Origin of the sequence: Vibrio sp. 1CM23M (genome assembly GCF_023161755.1) — a bacterium.
Lineage (GTDB): Bacteria > Pseudomonadota > Gammaproteobacteria > Enterobacterales > Vibrionaceae > Vibrio > Vibrio coralliirubri.
The window spans coordinates 749924-769044 of sequence record NZ_JALNTR010000001.1; the positions used below are offsets into that span (position 1 = coordinate 749924).

Annotated in this window: 15 protein-coding genes; 9 read left to right on the forward strand and 6 right to left on the reverse strand. The window is 43.1% G+C overall.

The features are described 5' to 3' along the window. Nucleotides 1-75: 75 nt before the first annotated feature. The gene (locus MSG35_RS03120) at nucleotides 76-1023 is read right to left on the reverse strand and encodes a LysR family transcriptional regulator (RefSeq protein WP_017061092.1); all 948 of its coding nucleotides are present in this window, start codon (nucleotides 1021-1023) and stop codon (nucleotides 76-78) included. A 126-nt stretch (nucleotides 1024-1149) separates the two neighbouring features. On the opposite strand from MSG35_RS03120, the gene add reads away from it, so the two are divergent. Both add and MSG35_RS03130 read left to right on the forward strand, forming a co-directional pair. Continuing rightward, a complete protein-coding gene (gene add, locus MSG35_RS03125; RefSeq protein ID WP_048610321.1) occupies nucleotides 1150-2148 on the forward strand; it encodes an adenosine deaminase in 999 nt (332 codons plus the stop codon). Nucleotides 2149-2266: 118 nt separating this feature from the next. After that, nucleotides 2267-2833, forward strand: a complete 567-nt coding sequence (locus MSG35_RS03130; protein WP_248382774.1) for a sugar O-acetyltransferase — start codon at nucleotides 2267-2269, stop codon at nucleotides 2831-2833. A gap of 114 nt (nucleotides 2834-2947) precedes the next feature. On the opposite strand, the gene MSG35_RS03135 is transcribed toward MSG35_RS03130, so the two are convergent. From MSG35_RS03135 to MSG35_RS03145, 3 genes are all read right to left on the reverse strand, one after another. Further along, the gene (locus tag MSG35_RS03135) at nucleotides 2948-3781 is read right to left on the reverse strand and encodes a hypothetical protein (protein WP_248382775.1); all 834 of its coding nucleotides are present in this window, start codon (nucleotides 3779-3781) and stop codon (nucleotides 2948-2950) included. 37 nt (nucleotides 3782-3818) lie between these two features. Next, nucleotides 3819-4442 carry an HAD family phosphatase gene (locus MSG35_RS03140; protein WP_248382776.1) on the reverse strand — a complete coding sequence of 208 codons (624 nt, stop codon included), beginning with the start codon at nucleotides 4440-4442 and terminating at the stop codon, nucleotides 3819-3821. A 214-nt stretch (nucleotides 4443-4656) separates the two neighbouring features. Then, complete coding sequence (locus MSG35_RS03145) at nucleotides 4657-5610, reverse strand: helix-turn-helix domain-containing protein (RefSeq protein WP_248382777.1); 954 nt, start codon at nucleotides 5608-5610, stop codon at nucleotides 4657-4659. Between the two features lie 328 nt (nucleotides 5611-5938). Between MSG35_RS03145 and MSG35_RS03150 the strand changes: the two genes are divergently transcribed. The 4 genes from MSG35_RS03150 to MSG35_RS03165 all read left to right on the forward strand — a co-directional run bounded on the left by MSG35_RS03150 (nucleotide 5939) and on the right by MSG35_RS03165 (nucleotide 12492). Continuing rightward, nucleotides 5939-7183, forward strand: a complete 1245-nt coding sequence (locus MSG35_RS03150) for a membrane dipeptidase (protein ID WP_048609972.1) — start codon at nucleotides 5939-5941, stop codon at nucleotides 7181-7183. 629 nt (nucleotides 7184-7812) lie between these two features. Beyond that, nucleotides 7813-8580, forward strand: a complete 768-nt coding sequence (locus MSG35_RS03155; RefSeq protein WP_248382778.1) for a transcriptional regulator — start codon at nucleotides 7813-7815, stop codon at nucleotides 8578-8580. A 179-nt stretch (nucleotides 8581-8759) separates the two neighbouring features. Continuing rightward, the gene (gene ygjK / locus MSG35_RS03160; protein ID WP_248382779.1) at nucleotides 8760-11450 is read left to right on the forward strand and encodes an alpha-glucosidase; all 2691 of its coding nucleotides are present in this window, start codon (nucleotides 8760-8762) and stop codon (nucleotides 11448-11450) included. Between the two features lie 334 nt (nucleotides 11451-11784). Further along, nucleotides 11785-12492, forward strand: coding sequence for a GntR family transcriptional regulator (locus MSG35_RS03165; RefSeq protein WP_017078485.1), 708 nt, complete (start codon nucleotides 11785-11787; stop codon nucleotides 12490-12492). Nucleotides 12493-12611: 119 nt separating this feature from the next. Here MSG35_RS03165 and MSG35_RS03170 read toward each other — a convergent pair whose 3' ends face one another. Together MSG35_RS03170 and MSG35_RS03175 are read right to left on the reverse strand one after the other, a co-directional pair. Then, on the reverse strand, nucleotides 12612-13706 hold the full coding sequence (locus MSG35_RS03170; protein WP_059017772.1) for a carbohydrate porin: 1095 nt from the start codon (nucleotides 13704-13706) through the stop codon (nucleotides 12612-12614). 781 nt (nucleotides 13707-14487) lie between these two features. Further along, complete coding sequence (locus tag MSG35_RS03175; protein WP_248382780.1) at nucleotides 14488-15687, reverse strand: enolase C-terminal domain-like protein; 1200 nt, start codon at nucleotides 15685-15687, stop codon at nucleotides 14488-14490. Between the two features lie 261 nt (nucleotides 15688-15948). On the opposite strand from MSG35_RS03175, the gene MSG35_RS03180 reads away from it, so the two are divergent. The 3 genes from MSG35_RS03180 (at nucleotide 15949) to MSG35_RS03190 (ending at nucleotide 19108) form a co-directional block, all read left to right on the forward strand. Next, nucleotides 15949-17382: a PTS transporter subunit EIIC gene (locus MSG35_RS03180; RefSeq protein WP_248382781.1), complete on the forward strand. Its 1434-nt coding sequence runs from the start codon at nucleotides 15949-15951 to the stop codon at nucleotides 17380-17382. Between the two features lie 112 nt (nucleotides 17383-17494). Then, a complete protein-coding gene (locus MSG35_RS03185) occupies nucleotides 17495-18463 on the forward strand; it encodes a sugar kinase (RefSeq protein WP_248382782.1) in 969 nt (322 codons plus the stop codon). A gap of 15 nt (nucleotides 18464-18478) precedes the next feature. Further along, complete coding sequence (locus MSG35_RS03190; protein WP_248382783.1) at nucleotides 18479-19108, forward strand: bifunctional 4-hydroxy-2-oxoglutarate aldolase/2-dehydro-3-deoxy-phosphogluconate aldolase; 630 nt, start codon at nucleotides 18479-18481, stop codon at nucleotides 19106-19108. Nucleotides 19109-19121: the final 13 nt, after the last annotated feature.

Sequence of the window (19121 nt, forward strand, 5' to 3'; positions counted from 1 at the left end):
ACGATGCTCATTCTAAAAAGACGAAATAAATTTAAAAAAAGTTATTTCGCCGTTTTGATCATCGTAGCTTGCAGTTTACAGCTGAGGTTCTTGGGTCTTATTGACTATGAGGTCGCGAAGCCATTTGTGGCTTGGTTCAGAGTCAAAGTAACGATGCCAAAGCAGAAACAAACCACCGGGAACCAACTCAATCGGAATCGGCTTCATCACCAGTTCGCCACTCTCAATATAGTCACGAACCGAGTTGTACGGATAACACATCAGCAAATCGCTTTGCTTGCACAACTTTACTGCGCTGGTGATGTCCGACACGTTGGCGGCTTTGTTAATTTGAAGCTGTTTGGCTTGCAAGATTTCCAGTAGCAACCAGTCGCCAACGCCACCCGTCACTAACTGAATATGACGGTATTTAAGGAAGGCTTGCAGGTTCCACTCTTCTTGAAGCACTGGGTGATCATTACGCATTAAACACACAGAGTAATCTTGCAGCAACTCGACATGATTTAGCTCGGCAGGGATATTTTGAATGTGGGTACTCGCCCTTTCATCGAGCTCAAAAATTCCAATCCCGAAATCGACCTCACGCTTTAGTAAACGCTTAAAAGTTTCGCTGCTCCAAGTTGTGCTGTTTACCGTAATGTTGGGCGCATCTGCTAGCGCGTTAGGCATAAATTTAGGGTAAATCGCGGTATAAGCGGTTTCGACTAGATCGATATTAAAAGTGCGTTCGCTGTCTTTCGGCTCAAAGATGTCCGGCACGGTTAGCTGTTCAACTTGCAGCAGGATCTGATGAATCTTGGGCGCTAAAGAGGTGGCTTTCGGGGTTGGAAACAAACCTTTTGACTCACGTTCAAACAAAGGGTCATCAAATAAAGAACGCAGCTTGGTGAGTTGCTTACTCACCGCGGACTGACTAAGGAACAATCGCTCTGCTGTTTTGCTAACGCTGCGCTCTTCAAGCAACACGTGTAAACACAGCAGTAAATTCATATCACATTTGAGTAAGCTCTTAACATCTACCATGATATTCCTTAGATTCAGATTAATGATGACTTTATGTCACTTTAAATCATATCACAAACTTGTTAATTTAAGCCCATGTAACCTATGAGTTAATAACTCAAAAAATAATAGACCTAAGGAATACTCATGAATTTTCTAGCACTCCCTAAGATTGATCTGCACTGCCACCTAGACGGAAGCGTTCGTCCAGACACCATTATTGATCTGGCGAAACAGTACGGAATCGAACTTCCAGAAGACCGTGAAGCGGTAGTAAAGTCTCTAACAGTGCCTGAAGATTGCAAAAACCTTGATGAGTACCTAGCTTGCTTTAGCCTGCCACTGCAAGTGATGCAAACGGAAGAAGCGATTGAGCGTATTTCTTTTGAGCTTTACGAAGACGCAGCACTAGAGAACGTTAAATACCTAGAAGTTCGTTTTGCACCGATTCTTCACGTAAACAAGGGCTTGTCTCTTGATGCGATCATCGCAAGTGCGGTTAAAGGCATGAAGCGTGCAGAAGAGAAGTACGACATCAAAGGCAACTACATCATGTCTGTACTGCGTATGTTCCCGAAAGACTCAATCAAAGATGTAATCGACGCAGGCCAACCTTACCTAGGTAAAGGCGTGGTTGCGTTTGATATTGCTGGCGGTGAAAAGCCGGGCTTCTGCGCTGAATTCCCTGAGTACACGCAATACGCGATCGAAAAAGGCTACCGTGTGACAGTTCACGCAGGTGAGCAATGGCATGGTCAGAACGTTTACGATGCAGTAACACTGCTTGACGCTGAGCGTATCGGCCACGGTGTTCACATCCAAGGTAACGAAGACGCATACAACATCGTTAAAGAGAAGCAAGTTGCACTTGAAACTTGCCCAACAAGTAACGTGCAAACTAAATGTATTCACAAATTCAGCGATCACCCAATTGCTGAATTCAAGAAAGACGGCATCGTTGTAACGATCAACACAGACAACCGCACTGTGTCGAACACAACCATGACTAACGAAGTGAAGCGTGTATGTGAAACGTTCGGTCTAACACAAGAAGACTACGCAGAGATCTACAAGTACTCTGTAGAGAGCGCTTTTGCTTCAGACGAAGTGAAGAAGCACCTAATGGGTTTCGTTGAGCAAATCTAATTTGAGCAATCTTGATTGCTAAGTAGAAAAACAGGAAGAGAAAGGCGTAGGCTTTTCTCTTTTTTTATGTCCAATTATCCGTATTCTAATATCGATGTTGACGAATGGGATGCAAACAATGAAAACAGAACTCGAGAAAATGCTGTCCGGCGAGATTTTTGATGGCGCAGACCATGAAATAGACCACATGCGCACTCACGCCAGTAAGGCGCTGTCGGACTTCAATCAATGTTCAGACGATACTCAACAACCAAGCCTGCAAGCTAATCTGTTTGGTAAAGTAGGCAGCAGCATTGTCCGTCCTCCTTTTCATTGCGAGTTTGGCAAAACCATCGAGATCGGTAACGACACCTTTATCAACATGAACGTGGTGATGCTTGATGGCGCGAATATCAAAATTGGCAACAATGTATTGATAGGACCAAGTGTCCAGTTTTACACAGCCTCTCACTCACTGGATTATCTCAGCCGCCGTAAATGGGAAACTTTCTGCCTGCCTATCACAGTCGAAGACGATGTGTGGATTGGTGGAAACTCAGTCATCAACCAAGGCGTGACGATTGGCGATCGCTCAGTTATCGCAGCGAACTCAGTCGTCAACAGTGATGTACCACCAGACTGCCTATACGGCGGTACACCTGCGAAGCTGATTCGACACTTGAATACCGAACAAACCCGCGACTAAACAAGAAAGCGCGTATCCAAATCTAAAAAGAGCCATGTTTCAATAACATGGCTCTTAATCTAATAAGCAGCATTGCTCTATCATACAGTTAACTTTCTACACAGTTTATCTCATTCACTGCTCTGAGGCCTGTAATGGGCTTCGCTCTAAAGCCTTCTCATACTCGGTTTGTGGTGAGCTAAGATAGGTGTTTTTCACGAAATCCTTCCACCCTGAAAATAGCGACTCTATCGGCTCATTCGTTATTACAGATACATCGCCGTTACTCTTTATGAGCTTGATAAAAGCCTCTTCTCCCCAAGAACGCTCGATAAATTCACCGATGGTATAACCAACTTCGTAGATTGTTGCACCACCATTAGGGTTTATGTATAACTCTTGAACAAGCCCATCAAAACGGGCTTTGATTGCATTCCGGTTATTCATGTGGAACCAGTAATCTTCAGACTTATAGATAGCCACGGCTTCCCACAACCAACGAGGGTTGTTCACGAAATTAGGGTGAATTTGAAGTGTCAGTAAATGCACAAATTCATGCAGTGCCGTTCGTTGGATTTCGCCACCAAAATAAAGCAGCCTGATTTCATTACTTTGAGGCTCGATGTAGCCTGTAGAAAACGCATATCGCTGACCAATACTACGCTCTTGCTCATCTAAGTACGCCTTTTGGCTTTGCCATACTCTCACCGTTATAACCGGTATCGAGTCAAGACCGAAGCTCTTCATCAAAGGAATCTGTTTGAGCAATAGCTCGTTGTGAATACTTGGAATTATCGCAGGTGAAGTACCATCATAAAGGACAAACTTGAACTGTCCTTTATCTGATTCATAGCAACCATCACATGCTTGCTCACCGCGGATTTGAAGCACGACAGCCACCACTAAAACCAGCGCCGATATAGTCAAAAACAAGAATGCAACGATAGACTTAGGTGGGTATCTTTTCATTTTCTACATCCTCAAATTTAACTCATTCGCCAAGGCGTCAATCGATTAAATTAAGGCCAAGCGCCTGTAAGCTATTTTCACACTGAACAGCATTAGTAAACTGGATAGCCGCCATACCCACAGTTCTCGCACCTTCAACGTTATAAGGCATGTCATCGAGGAAGACGGTTTCTGAAGCTTTGAGCCCATAATTCGATAACAGCGCTTGGTAGATTTCAGGTTGTGGCTTAAGCAAACCAAGTTCAGCAGATACTGCCGCACCATCAAACAACGCCCAAAATTGATAAGTATTTTTTAAGTATTCAACAATCTCAACCACATTGTCGGTAAGCGCGTACACACCATAACCCGATCGCTTTACACGCTCGATGAGTTCAACTGAACCATGCAGTAAGATTTGCGTTTGCTTAACGTAATAGAACAAGCGTTCGCACTCTAACGGGGATAAGTCGAGTTCTTGTTGATAACGCAGCTTGGCCTCACTTTCGGTCAAGAATCCTTTGTTCAAATCCATCCAAATCGTACTTTGAAAAATAGAACGAGCTCGAGACTCCAATTCTTCAGTATCACCAAAAGTAAGCCGGGCAATTTCCAGAGGTGCCCAACGCACAATGACATTGCCTACATCAAACACCACATTTTTGATTTCATTAGAACTCATACACACTCCCATTATCACTATGTCATTGATGAAAAATCGACACAAAGCGCCGCACATCAAGATTCATAGCGAACGTTTATAAATTAAAAGCCTTGGGTAGAATATACAATCAATAGAGTACAAAAAAGGCCATCATTACGACGGCCTTCTCAATATCAATAAACTAAGAAATAACTAACACAAATCAGCTTCTGAAGAGAATATGGTTGGTGCTTTAGAAGCGCAATACGCCTATACCTTTATTGTTCTTTTTCCATTGAAGTGGTGTTATTCCGTTCGATCGCTTAAACGCTCTTATAAATTGTGAGGCATCTGCGTATCCCAAGTGAAGTGCAATATCTGAGATCGAATAATCTTGCTCAGTCATAACGCGCTTGGCGAATTCAAAAGAAAGGGTCTCTTTAATGGTTCGAAAGGTCGTCCCCTCTTCACTAAGTGCCCTTTGGATTGTACGCTTACCAATCCGGTTTATCTGACCAAACATCACCAAATCTACATCGACTCGACCGATATAAGGAAGCAATGCTTGTGCCACCTTGAAGGTAGAAGTAGTAACCGTTGATACCGCTTTGATTGAGCAATCTCGAACAATGGGGTTATACGAAATGCACGTCTCAGTTTGACCTAAATACTGTGGCGTTTCCGTTTGTATTCTCAACTCACTTAACGCACTCGCCGACACCGAAACTAAGTCGTAGCGAATTGGCTTATCAATATCAATCTGCTGAGTTTTGAAATAAGCGTTGCTATAAACGATCAAAAATAGCTCGGCTTCAATACCATTGAGCGAGTGATTAGATACTAGAAATGAAAGCTTTAATGGCTGTGAAGACGATTCGACTGACCATTGTTCAAACGGAAAAAGAGACAGAAAATCTTGAGCTAAAAGGTTAGAAAAATCGAGTTCGAGCGCGGCTCGTTGAGCACTGCATAATAACGAAGAAACAAACATCTCGGATGGTAATACCTTCCTCAAACCCTCTAAGAACTGAATAAAAACATTAAACGAGACATATTGAGCAGGTGAAGTATCCATTGAGAATGGCATGCTCACTTGAACTCCGAGCCCTTCTATCGCGGCATGGTATCGATCTAATGACTTATCTTCTCGCACGCACTGCTGAAAATGACTCACAACACTCTTCGCAATCAATGGTAATTCAAGCATCAGTTCACGATTCCTTTGTCTTGTTCAAAACAGGTTAAATCCACAACTCAACCCAATATCAGCATCAATTTCTTCATCAATACCAGTCTAAGCTCAGTGGCACAAAATGCACATTTTACTTTTCTAGCTTAGCTACTATTACCTCAAGTTAACAAAAGGCGCTTTAAGTTTTTAGCATTAGGGCGAAATCACAATTCAGGACGTAACGCTTTGATTACAAAGTATGACAGGGTTATCAATTTTAAATAACTCAACGATACCGTCAGGGTCTACTATTAAATCTAGGCAAAAATATAAATGGACTTAAGCCAGTAATTGAGAGGTTTTCATGTTTAAAAAGATAACGTTAGTAGCAGCAAGCATTGCAATGAGTGTTGGTGTTGCACAGGCAAGTGTTGAGAGTAAGACCTGGCCTGCATCAGATAAGGCTAAAACATTTGTTCAAGACACCATTGTCATTGGTATGCTCGCGAGCCCTTATGGTGCAGGTTGGCAGGACGAGCAACAACTGTTGGATTACTTCCAAGATGCTCGTGATGCAGGTATCACAGGGCATGAATACACCATTACCGCTGCTGATCACAACTTTGATGACTTCTTGTTTCACCATCATAAACACCGCTCTGCGATGGCAAAACAACCTGACAATTTCATCATCGCGCATTCCAATAATGACATTGAGAAAGCGCACACCGAAGGCAAAACCGCCGTACTTTGGAACAGCCAAACCGCCACTATTTTGGAAGAAGATGTGACCAAAATGGCGATTCTAAAAGACATGGGCTTAAAAAGCATGATCTTGGCGTACAACGACATTTTCAGAACAGGTTCAGGACAATTAGCCGCATTTAACGGTAGAGATATTGGCCTAACACCTTGGGGTGAGTCTGTTATTGATTCGATGGTCGAGTATCAAGTCATTCTCGACCTCAGCCACACAGGCTCAAAGACAGCAAATGACGCAATGGATTACATGGAAGAAAAGTATCCTGGAACCCCATTTGTTTACACGCACTCAGTGCCTGCTGGGCTTTATAAGAGTGAGCCAGATGCAACGCCACAAGGTTGCTACCGTGCGATTCCTGACGATGAAGCGATACGCGCGGCTAAATCAGGTGGCTACGTTGCCCCAACCTTCACGGAATGGATGATGGACGGCGTTTGGCCTGAAGATATTTCTCCAGTGCAAGCTGCAGATATGATCGACTATTACGTGAAATTGGTAGGCGTTGACCACGTAGGTATCGCAACTGATGATATGTTCTCTACCGCAATGGTTGTGGATTTCGCAACCAAGAACGCGAAAATGTACGACGATGGCGGCTACATGATTGAGGCGTTCAACAAAGGCGCTACCGGTAATGGTGAACTGTCGAAGATCCTAGCGGCGATTACTGATGAACTGTGGAAACGCGGTTACAGTAACGATGATCTAGCTAAGATCTACGGCGGCAACAAGATGCGAGTGTACGCTCAAGTATCTGAGGGCGCTGACCCTGACGAGTTCCAAAAAGAGTATACAAAGCGTCTAAAAGCGCTCACCAAGTTAAGAAATGAAAACTTAGCTATGTAGCTCGCAACCAACAAAGCTCAAACACTCGAAGCACGTCCTATTGGGCGTGCTTTTTTATTATCTACTTGCACGTGACCTCGCCTTCCCCCTACCTAGCTAAGAAAGAGAATGGTGAGGCACCAAATAGTTTTCAGGTCTAACAATAAATAGAATAAATACATAAAAATTTAGAACATAATTATATAATATGATTACGCTTCAATAATTCCACTCTCTATTTAACTAACCTCTTCACTCCTTATAACAAGGTTTTCACTGGTCACCAACTCAATGAAATACCAGTCACTCGCGAATATTTTGTGATATCAAGCTAGACTAAATTCCTAAGTACAGCTTTTTGATACTTCCCACCTAATAAATTAACCTCTCCAAAGAAAACTTTTACTAAAAACCACCGTTAACTTAATTTTATGCATCAAAACAATTATACTCATCGCATACTGACAAAGAGATAAAAACTAATAATATTGAGTAAAACTTGTACAGATAGCAACAAGTAAAAATATCAAGCTTGGTAGTTATTTAACTCATAATAAATGTTGGAAATGTTTGGAACCAGAATCACAAGAGTAGGACTCTCTTGAATTTATTATCAGGGATGCTGACAAAAATAAAACAGGCATTGTTAGATGAATAATTCCGCAACGTATTTACTTGCTGCTTTACGAGAAAAAATCAAAGAGAAAGGGATTTGTTATTCCGACCTCTCTGCTGGGATGGCAATTCCTCTCTCAACCATTAAAAGGCAACTGCACAATACGTCTTTGGGGCTAGACAAAATACTTTCGTATGCCACTCATTTAGATACTGACTTGGTAGAATTATCTATGCGAGGCAAACAGTTACAGCAAGATAACGAACAATTTATCACCGATGTCAACAGTGAAATATTTAACCAGTACCCATATTTGTTTGACTTTTTGTATCTATTACGACGAAAAGAATGGTCACCACAAGATATTGCCAGTAAATACCGACTGAGCCATACGTCAGTCGCCATATATTTTCGCGCATTAGAAATGATGGATTATCTTGAATTAAAAGGTAATGACCAATACCGATTCAAAGATCAAGGTCGTTTTATTTTTGAAGAAGGTTCTAAGCTTGATACTTTATTCGCTAAACGTTTTCGAAATGAAGTTTTCAGCCATGATGTACGTCCCCCTATCTGTATGGGAAGCATTGCTATTACTGAAGAACAAGAAGAGAAACTGGCGAACGAAGTATACAACAAACTGATTGAGTTTGATTTACAAAACAAGAACGGTGAAGGTAGCGAACGACTCAGAAATGTATTGATGACCTACACACCAGGCAATCAGATATTTCTTTCTGATACGATTCCAAACATTGATGGTGAATTATTAAAATCCATATCGATGGCAAACGAAAAATAATTAATTACTTATTATTTAAACAAGTTGAATAAATAAAGAACAGACGTAAATAAGCGTTCTTTTCTCATACCAATAAATGAAATAAATAAGGCTGAATCTTCATCACGAAACTCGGCAGGGCATGTCTCGACCTTTTTTCGCCTGATCAGGTTCAAAAACCTATAAATGAAGGATATAACATGCAGTTTAAAACGTCTTTATGTGCGGTTGCTGTCGGCGTTGCTCTAACGCTAAGCGGATGCAACAGTAACGATAATAGTTCGAATGTGGATGCTCCACTTAAAGCGACCGAATTCCACAACACCATCGATCGTGCAGGGGTACCAGTGGCATTGCGTGATTTACACGGTGGTCACCTGCGCTACATTCCGATGTTCGATAACGGCTCATGGCACGGTCACACATTAGACACCAAAGGTGGTGAAATAACTTTAGGTGGTACAGCACTGCTGACCGAAGAATACGTGTCATTCATGGCAGCACGTTTTGACCGCTTGTCTCTGACTGTTGATGGTCAGGTTATGCCGCTAGAACTGACAAACGCATACTCACAACCAGGTGCGTTGATTCAAGCGTATACAGGCGATAACGGTATCGAAGCCGAGCTAGAAATGCGTTTTGTGACTAATCGTACTTCTCTTGTAAAAACCACCATCAAAAATCCAAATAAGCTTGATATTCAAGGTGAATGGGATGGTGAGTTGATGCAAAACTATCGTACTGATGATGGCACGGCATACAAGAATGAAGACAGCACAGTTCGTAGTGTTGAAGAAGCTTACCCCACTTACTCCCGTGAAATTACAGCGACAGACAGTGGTGTAGAAGTCTCTTTTGGCGCAGTTCGTGATTCATGGTCATTGTTGACATCTGGCGATTCAAAGTTCGAAGTGACACGTTCTATCAAACCAGAAACTTCTACCATCAATGACGACAAGAAAGGTTTCGTGCAAACGGCCTCTCTAGGCGATGGCGAAGAGATCACGTTATACACGGCTTACACTCACATTCAAAACACCAAAGAGCAAGCGTCTGAGTTTGCAAAACTAAATAAGGTGATGGCCGATCCAAAAGGTTACATGCACGATTCAGCCATGCGTTGGGAAGAATACCTAGAAAACGGTCTCACCAACGATGCGGCTTCAAAAGAACATGAGTTTGTTGCAGTAAAAGCAATGGAAACATTAAACGCGAACTGGCGTGGTGCTGCGGGTGCAATTGATCACGACACGGTAACCCCTTCCGTTACGGCCCCTTACTTCTCGGGCAATATGACATGGCCGTGGGATACATGGAAGCAAGCTTACGCAATGTCACACTTCAACCCAGATGTAGCGATGGAAAATATTCGTACTGTATTCCAATACCAAGTGCAGTCTGATGATCCAGTCCGCCCTTGGGATGAAGGCTACCTACTTGATGTCGTGACTTACAACCTACCAGCAGAACGCTGGGAAGGCATGTCAGCGGAATACAAAAAAGTGTTCCCTCAAGCGACCGATGGCCTGAACTGGAATGAACGAAATACCAAACCATCACTGGCAGCATGGGCGGTATGGGAAGTGTATACCGCTCTGAAAGACGAACATAATCGTCCAGAAGAAGCACAAAGATGGCTGGAAGAAATGTATCCGAAGCTAGTTGCGTTCCACGATTGGTGGTTACGTGCTCGTGATACCAACAAGAACGGCATTCCAGAATACGGCGCAGCGAAAGATCCAATCCACACGGTTTTCACAGGTGACGTGAATGACGGTTCTTGGGGATCAGATGCGTCTGTTGACGATATGAAGTTCCAATACAAAGACGAAGCTAATGGCGACCAGTGGATCAAAGAAACGAGTATCGAGAAGTACAATGAATTGCTGACTACAGGTGATTACACAGCAATGAGTATCCCAGCGAAAGTAGCGGCGGGTTGGGAGTCGGGTCGTGATAACGCAGGCGTGTTCGGCTTTATCGACACTATCGATAACCTACAAGGATTATCTGAACAACCGACTCAAGAAAAAGCGGAAGTGATAGACCAAATGGGCCGCTACGCTCATGACACTAATGGTTTCGACAATACGTATGACATGGCTATGGGTACAGATGGTTCAGTGGTGACCTACCTTGATGATTCAGTTGAGAACATGGACAAACTGGCTCTGGCGAAGAAAGACTGGGAGGTGAAGTTCAACGAAAACACGGATGATTCAGACAGCTTATCTGGTTACTCATTAATGCAAGAGTCGGTAGATCAAGCCTCTTACTGGTACTCAGACAACCTATACCTGTCACAAATTGCCGACGTATTGGGTAAAGCAGACAAAGCCGCTGAGTTTGCAGAAAAAGCGGCCGATACCAAAGAATACATCAACCGTTGTATGTACGATGAGTCAACGGGCTTCTACTACGATATTGAAGTGGTACCAAATGGACTCCCTAACCAATGTGCAGGTCCGGTACTGGTGAAGCGCGGTATGGGACCTGAAGGTTGGTCACCACTATTCAACAACGCAGCGACTCAAGAACACGCGGATAAAGTCGTAGAGAACATGCTAAATACCAGCAAGTTTAACTCACCTAAGATTCCGCTAGGTACGGCATCAATGGACAACCCAGCTTACGGCCCAGACATATACTGGCGTGGTCGCGTATGGCTGGATCAGTTCTACTTTGGTGTACGCGGTATGGACAACTATGGATACGGTGTGGAAGCGCGTCAAATGGTCGACAAGCTATTCCAAAATGCGCAAGGCTTAACAGAAGCTACCCCGATTCAGGAAAACTACAACCCAGAAACGGGTGAGGTTCAGGGCGCGAATAACTTCTCTTGGAGTGCAGCGCACCTTTACATGTTGTACAACGGTTTTGTGGGCAAATAGCAGCCACACTCATTAGATATTAGGCGTTGCAGATGCCCCCCTATTATCTGCAACCGCTTAAACATCTTCAAGTCAGGTTCAAAAGTCACAGTAAATGCTGTGGCTTTTTTATTCTCTGCTTGCAGGTGACCTCGCCTTCACGCTTATCTAACCAAGAAGGAGAATGAAGTCACACACCCAGAAGTAACCCTTGAATTCGCCCTCCAAAACACCCTATTTCTCATCATCTAATTGGCCTTCTATGTTAGAATTATCGGCTAGTTCGGAATGCGCTGAGTATCTGATTTAGTTAACTATAATTTAATCACCATGAGTGCTTTTTTAAGTTTTTAGAATGAAAAAATATGAATTAGTTGTTCAAGATATTGTGAGCAAAATTTGCCAAAACAGTATCAGCCATAAGCTTCCTGCGGAACGAGAACTGTCTGAAATATATGGATTATCTCGTTTCACGATTCGTAAAGCACTAGCCAAGCTAGAGGCTATTGGCATGGTGAAATCTAAGGTGGGTTCTGGTTACTTCGTCAACACTTCTCTCATTGGTACACCACTGGTGTACAACTCCATCACTGAAAACAGTTTTGAAGAGATCTCTTATAAAAAGCTCCAGCTAAATAAAGCGCTGCCCGATAACCACGAACAGCAGATTTTTTCTTTAGACGACAATGATTACATTTGGAAAATTAGACGGCTTCGATTGATTAACAACAAAGTAGTTCAGATTGAAGAAGCCAAGATCCCTGTCAGTGTCTTCCCAGAGATGAATGCCGAGATCATTGAAAGCTCAATCCAGAAACATGCATTGGCGAAAGGCCTTCAGATCGATAGCTACTTAACAACGTATCAAGCGATCAACGTTTCTAAAGAAGATGCAGAGTTGCTCGGCTGCAAAAAAAATGCGGCGGCGATGAATATCACCAACCGAGGTTTCTTAGCATCGGGTGAGCTGTTCATCGTCAGCGATATCATCGACATCAACTACCAATGCACCTACCACACGCCTTTTAACAGTGAGAGCATGAGCTTCCGAGACAAAAAGTAACGGCTTAATTTGTATTGAGCCACTTGTCTTCCCACGTTTAATTTCTCTAGTTTTCCGTACCACAAAAAAACAACAACCCGCACAGTGGCGGGTTGTTAGTAGAATTAAATCAACCGTTATTAGAATTCGTAGTACAAACGTACACGAGCACCAAAATCATCGTCTTCAGAGAACGCAGATGTATTGGTCGTTTCGTTGTCGACCGTCGTGTAGTAAGTACCAAGAAGAACAGAGAAGTCTTGTACTTCGAGCACATTCTGGAACTCATAAGATGCGTAACCCGTGTTAACCGTCACATCGCCTTTCGCCCATGTGGAATCATATTCGTTCGCACCGTAGATGTAACCGATACCGAAGTTGTTATAAAGCGCGTTCAAACCCGCGGTTGCATTGGTTTCATCGACAGCATCTAAGTAAGCAAAGTTAGCGTTAACGCTCCAAGAATCATTAGACCAATTACCTGTTAGGCCGTAACCAGTTCGGTCAGAGATATCTTTACCCGAGGTGTCGACAACGGCATCGCTGACTAAGTTAGTTTCCATTGAGGCTGCAACAGTAAAGTCACCCATTTTATATGACACAACCGGGCGAACAAGGAAGGCATCTTTGGCGTTGTCGTGGTCTACGTCCACACCATGGTAGCTATCAGAGAACAAGTCAGAGCGGTCACCGATCATCGTACCAACCTCGACATACAGATCCCCAAAACTTTGGCTATACATCAACTGACCATCAGAACCACGACCGCGAGCTTCTTTCATCTGATACACATAAGCGCTGCCACCCGTATAAAGTTCATTTGAGGTATCACCTGAATACTCTAGGAAAACATCGAGGCCGACAGGAAACATATCGTAGGCTTCAAAACGACCCGCTTTGATCGCCCACCCGTCTTTTTTGCCGAACTCAAAGTAGGCATCATCGAGTGCGACATTGCCTGTGCTTTCAAATAGAGGCTGCGCTTTAACCCCAACATAATGACCATTACTGGTGTACTTTTCGCCAGCGAACTCAATCAGAACTCGACCATCTTGGTTGAACTCTGCGTCACCGTTATCATTCGATTCTCTATCTTGGTAGTTGAAGTTCAGCTCCACGTTACCACCGACAGAGAAGTTACCTTCTTCTGTATCAACAATGGCAATGCCTGCATGAGCTCCCATTGCAGAAGAAACTAAAACAGTAGCTAAAGACAGCTTGAATGTGCTTTTCATATAAACCCTAATATTATTTTATTGTTATTAGTTGCATAGCAACTTTTTGAACTTCAAGTTGAAATATATGGACAGTATTCGACTCGATTTCTAGGGCGTATATTTACTAATTAACTCCTCACTCACAATATTATCCATCTGGAATTGCAGACCTAAATCACTGTTTTATATTTATAAAAATAGCCTTTAAATTCAACGCTTTAAATGTAAATCGCAAAATTAAAAACTAAAATAATCTCTATTGCACAATACAGGTTAAATAACAGTCAAAACTTGGGTGGTTTTATAGCAATACGCTAAACCACTTAATTTAGATTAAATTAAACTGTTTTAATAACCATCATATTTTTTATTGGCATTTAAATTAACCAAAGGTTAATGAAGAAGTATTTAAAATATTAATAGTGATAATTAATGTACATCATTACTTTTTTATGAGCCAATTAAATAAAAATTAATCTATATCGAAAAGACAAACTTTTAAAGTAGGCAAACTAATTTCCGAACTTATAGTGGAACGTTTTTCATTAAAGTCAGCCTGTTATTACTGAACTATTTAAAGTCAGTTAATTGAAGGTATGTGAGAGGTAATACTAATAGTTTGGATATGAAAATTCTGATTACTTGCTGATTGATTAGCTTAGTTAAGCAACTGCAGCAGCAACAGCAACAGCAACAGCAACAAATTGAGAACGCAGACTGACAAAGAAGCTAAAACGAACGGTAAGTTTCAGACAAAAAAATGGCCGCTATCTGCGGCCATTTTGGTTAACTCAATGAGTTATGGAGTGTGAATCGCGCCATCAGGAAGGCGACTTTGAGTCCACTCGTGGGGGCGATACATAACAGGGAACTCAGCTGCGACCTCTCGGTCGATTTCAACACCAATACCTGCGATTTCAGAAGCGTATAAGTAGCCATTAATTGGCTCTGCAGCGTTCGGGAATACCTTGTGCGTATTCTCTTTATACTCGACATGTTCTTGAATGGCGGCATTGTGTAAATGCACATTCAAATGCGTGTTTACCGCTGCACCAATTGGCGTCATATCTGGCGGGCAATGCCATGCAATACGAACACCGAAGTTCTGACATAGATGGCCTAGTTTCAGAGCTGGGGTAATACCACCAATCTGTGAAACATGGCAACGAATGAAATCAATGCGACGGTTAGCAATCAATGATTTCCACTCTTCAGGGTTATTAAATAACTCCCCTAAACCTAATGAAACTGAGCTCTGGCTGCGAATATTATCCAACCATTCCGTTTGATTTGGCGGCAGAATATCTTCAATGAAATACGGCTTATATTGCTCGACTTCCTTCGCAAATTGTATTGCCTGATTTGGGAAAAGACGCTCATGAACATCATGAAGAATATGGAATTGGTTACCATATTTCTCTCTCAGCGACTTAAACATCGTTAGAGTATTGTCCATGTACTGATCTTGGTCGTAGTACGAACCTTCAGTCGGGGTTTGAGTAGTATGTAAATCGGTTGGAACACCGCCATAGAAACCAAGCTGACAACGAATGTGCTTGTAGCCTTTGTCTAGGAAAGATTCCACCAGCTCATAAATCCCTTCCATCGTGTCGCTAGTCGCGTGTGTGTATACAGGAATAGCATCACGAGACTTACCACCAAATAATTGGTGTAGCGGCATGCCTGCCAATTTGGCTTTAATATCCCACAGTGCCATATCAACACCAGAAATCGCATTATTGATAACAGGGCCATTTCGCCAATAAGCGTTGACCATCATCATTTGCCATAAGTCTTCAATATTGTTGGCATTTTTACCAATAAGAATAGGCTTTAAATATTCATCGACCATTGTTTTTACAGCAAGCGGTCTTTGTTGGAATGTCGCACAGCCAAAGCCAGTCACACCTTCATTCGTTTCAACGACAACGGTAATGAGATTGTGTCTGTCTGGCTTAGTAATAATACAATGGATATCGGATATAATAGTTTCTTTCACAATTAAATAACCTAAACTTAAGTCAACTCCTATTATCTAACCGCTTTAAAAATCACATTTCAAGCGCTAATTTTTGCCCAAAAATAATTGGTACGTTAAGTGTTTTTTTTTGATAAACAAAACATACCAATTGGCAAAAAACGCTGAAAAATTAATTTTTCGAATTTTAAATGTGATTGAGATCTCTTTTTACTCCGTTGGATTTAAATTGGTTGTCGTTATGATTTCTCGAGTTAAATATATTCCAATAACAGGTGTAGTATGCAAATGGTAGAAAAGAGTGATGCCGTTGTGAATAACTCTAAGTCATCATCGAAAAAGAAAAATTTCAACGAAAATATACAGTTATTAGTCACCGCTGTTGGTGGTGAAGACAATATCGTGAGTATCACGCACTGTATGACAAGGTTGCGCTTCAAATTAGCAGACGAATCGTTGGTAGACGAAGAAGCGATCAAGCAGATCGCAGATGTGAAAGGTGTGGTCCTTCAACAAGGCCAAACCCAAGTCATCATTGGAGTTGAGGTCGAGAAATGGTTCAACGCACTCTCAAACACTCAACAAGCTGACGCAGCTCCTGCTGATGAGCTAGAGAAAGGCAAGCTATTCCAAGGTGTGATGCGCATTGTCGCGGGTATCTTTGGTCCTGTTGTGCCAGCCATTGCTGGTGCCGGTATGCTAATGGGTCTGTTGTCTGGCCTTATTGCAACCAATGTTATCTCTGAAACCTCAGACACGGTTTACTTCTTCCGTTCTATCTCTGTAGCTGTGTTCTTCTTCTTACCTATGTTGGTTTCTTTCTCTGCAGCCAAGGTCTTTAAAGTAAATGAGTACATAGCACTTGCTGTTTCGTCTGCAATGCTAGCACCCAAGCTAGTAGATAAAGCGGCGATGCTAAAGGATGCTGGCGCTGCACCTGAGCTGACGGTTCTTGGTGTGGTTCCTATTGAACTTCTCAACTACGGCGGCGCTATCGTACCCGCTATTCTCGCAATCTGGTTATTGTCTAAAGTGACTCCGTTAGTTGACCGTCTAGTCCCTTCTTCTGCAAAACCAGTATTTACGCCACTGCTTGCCTTTACGGTGACTTCAACCATCACACTATCATTTGTGGGTCCTGCGGGTATCTGGCTAAGTAACGGCGCGGGTTGGGTGATGAGCTCACTACTGGAAATCTCTCCGACGTTAACGGGCTTTGTGTTTGGTCTAACTCGTCCTATTACGATTGTATTTGGTATTCACCACAGCATGACGCCAATCAGCCTGAACAACTTCGCACTGTATGGTAAGGATCTACTTATGCCAATCATGTGTTTGGGTAACATGGCAATTGCTGGCGCGACAATGGCTATCTGGCACAAGCAACGTAAAACGGTTTCTAAAGAGCAATCTTCAATTACGATGGGCTCAAGTGTTACCGCGATCTTAGGCATCACGGAGCCGGCTCTATTTGGTGTACTAACGAAATACACCAAAGCGATGATGACCGCGAGTTTGGCTGCAGGTGTGTTCGGTGCTATCTCGGTAACAATCGATACGCACTTAACAAGCTACATTCTTTCTTCTGTATTCAGCCTGCCAGCTTACCTTGCAGGCGGTACGCAAAACTTCATTCAAGCACTGATGGGCGTGGTGGGTGTATTTGCACTGTCTTATATTCTCACGCTGTTGTTCGTAAAACTAGACAACAAGTAATCGGCTAGTCTTACTCCCGTAAGATTAGAATCGAAAAAGCATGACCGCATCTAGTTATGGTCATGCTTTCTTCATACGAGCAAATCCAACCTTTCCTTTCTAAGGCTATATTATGACCCACATCGCAATCATCGGTGAGTGCATGATTGAACTGAATGGCGCGCCATTTGGCAACATGCAACAAAGCTATGGTGGAGACACATTAAACGCGGCAATCTACTTGAACCGCAGCGCTGCGGTTAACAATCCCATGAGCAGCAATAACACTGCGAATCCAGCGATACGAACAAGCTATGTCTCGGCGCTAGGCTCAGACGCTATCAGCCAAGAGATGCTTAACCGATGGCAAGATGAAGGACTATCAACCGAGTTCGTACTTATTGATGAGCAGCGTTCACCCGGGCTCTATCTCATTCAACTCGACGATGTTGGTGAGCGCACCTTCCTATACTGGCGCAACGATTCGGCGGCTCGCTACATGGTACAGCACCCCGATTTCGATAAGATCGCCAACCAACTTCGTGATGTTGATATGGTGTTTCTGAGTGGCATTTCCCTCGCGATACTGCCACACAGCGATCAACTAAAGTTGCTCACTATCATAGAAGGCCTGCGTGAACGTGGCGTTACCATCGCCTTTGATAGTAACTATCGACCAAAGTTGTGGAGCTCAGAAGCCGCAACTAAAGAATGCTATCTATTGGGCTATAAAACGACCGATATAGCCCTAGTCACGTTCGATGATGAGCAACTGTTGTGGAGCGATCAAACACCACAAGACACCATAACAAGGCTGCATGCACTCGGTGTCAAAACCGTTGTTGTCAAGCTGGGTGCTGAAGGCTGCTTGATCAGCGAAAACCCCGTAAATGAGCCCGTAAAAATCACAACGACACCTGTCGAGACTGTGGTGGATAGCACCTCTGCTGGCGACTCTTTTAACGGCGGTTTCTTATCTTGCTATCTCGCTGGAGGTTCTATTGAAGAAGCCTGCCATCAAGGTAATGCATTAGCCGGATTGGTGATTCAACATCATGGCGCAATCATTCCAAAATCCATCACCGACACTCTTTCAAACTGATATTAAGAAGTACACATGTCTACAATTAACGAACAGCTAAAAGCACTTAAAGTTATCCCTGTTATCGCCATTGATAACGCAGAGGATATTATCCCTCTAGGCAAAGTATTGGCTGAGAATGGGCTTCCAGCGGCTGAGATTACGTTCCGTTCAGACGCCGCTGTTGAAGCTATCCGACTGCTTCGCCAAGCACAGCCTGACATGCTGATCGGCGCGGGCACCATCTTGAACCGTGAGCAAGCACTCGCAGCAAAAGAAGCGGGCGCAACGTTTGTTGTATCACCGGGCTTTAATCCGAACACAGTTAAAGCATGCCAAGAGATCGGCATCGATATCATTCCAGGTATGAACAATCCAAGCACTGTTGAAGCAGCATTAGAGATGGGCCTAACAACCTTGAAGTTCTTCCCAGCAGAAGCATCTGGCGGCATCAGCATGGTGAAATCACTCGTTGGCCCATACGGCGACATTAGACTGATGCCAACTGGCGGTATCACGCCATCAAACATCGATAGCTACTTAGCCGTGCCTCAGGTATTAGCCTGCGGTGGTACATGGATGGTAGACAAGAAGCTGGTTACAAACGGGGAGTGGGACGAGATCGCACGCCTAACACGCGAGATTGTTGAGCAAGTGAATCGTTGAGCGATAACGTTCT

What these genes read in the sequence shown, in the direction of transcription:
- MSG35_RS03120 (WP_017061092.1), bottom strand. Translation starts at nt 1,023, where the DNA reads ATGGTAGATGTTAAGAGCTTACTCAAATGTGATATGAATTTACTGCTG.
- add (WP_048610321.1), top strand. Translation starts at nt 1,150, where the DNA reads ATGAATTTTCTAGCACTCCCTAAGATTGATCTGCACTGCCACCTAGAC.
- MSG35_RS03130 (WP_248382774.1), top strand. Translation starts at nt 2,267, where the DNA reads ATGAAAACAGAACTCGAGAAAATGCTGTCCGGCGAGATTTTTGATGGC.
- MSG35_RS03135 (WP_248382775.1), bottom strand. Translation starts at nt 3,781, where the DNA reads ATGAAAAGATACCCACCTAAGTCTATCGTTGCATTCTTGTTTTTGACT.
- MSG35_RS03140 (WP_248382776.1), bottom strand. Translation starts at nt 4,442, where the DNA reads ATGAGTTCTAATGAAATCAAAAATGTGGTGTTTGATGTAGGCAATGTC.
- MSG35_RS03145 (WP_248382777.1), bottom strand. Translation starts at nt 5,610, where the DNA reads ATGCTTGAATTACCATTGATTGCGAAGAGTGTTGTGAGTCATTTTCAG.
- MSG35_RS03150 (WP_048609972.1), top strand. Translation starts at nt 5,939, where the DNA reads ATGTTTAAAAAGATAACGTTAGTAGCAGCAAGCATTGCAATGAGTGTT.
- MSG35_RS03155 (WP_248382778.1), top strand. Translation starts at nt 7,813, where the DNA reads ATGAATAATTCCGCAACGTATTTACTTGCTGCTTTACGAGAAAAAATC.
- ygjK (WP_248382779.1), top strand. Translation starts at nt 8,760, where the DNA reads ATGCAGTTTAAAACGTCTTTATGTGCGGTTGCTGTCGGCGTTGCTCTA.
- MSG35_RS03165 (WP_017078485.1), top strand. Translation starts at nt 11,785, where the DNA reads ATGAAAAAATATGAATTAGTTGTTCAAGATATTGTGAGCAAAATTTGC.
- MSG35_RS03170 (WP_059017772.1), bottom strand. Translation starts at nt 13,706, where the DNA reads ATGAAAAGCACATTCAAGCTGTCTTTAGCTACTGTTTTAGTTTCTTCT.
- MSG35_RS03180 (WP_248382781.1), top strand. Translation starts at nt 15,949, where the DNA reads ATGCAAATGGTAGAAAAGAGTGATGCCGTTGTGAATAACTCTAAGTCA.
- MSG35_RS03185 (WP_248382782.1), top strand. Translation starts at nt 17,495, where the DNA reads ATGACCCACATCGCAATCATCGGTGAGTGCATGATTGAACTGAATGGC.
- MSG35_RS03190 (WP_248382783.1), top strand. Translation starts at nt 18,479, where the DNA reads ATGTCTACAATTAACGAACAGCTAAAAGCACTTAAAGTTATCCCTGTT.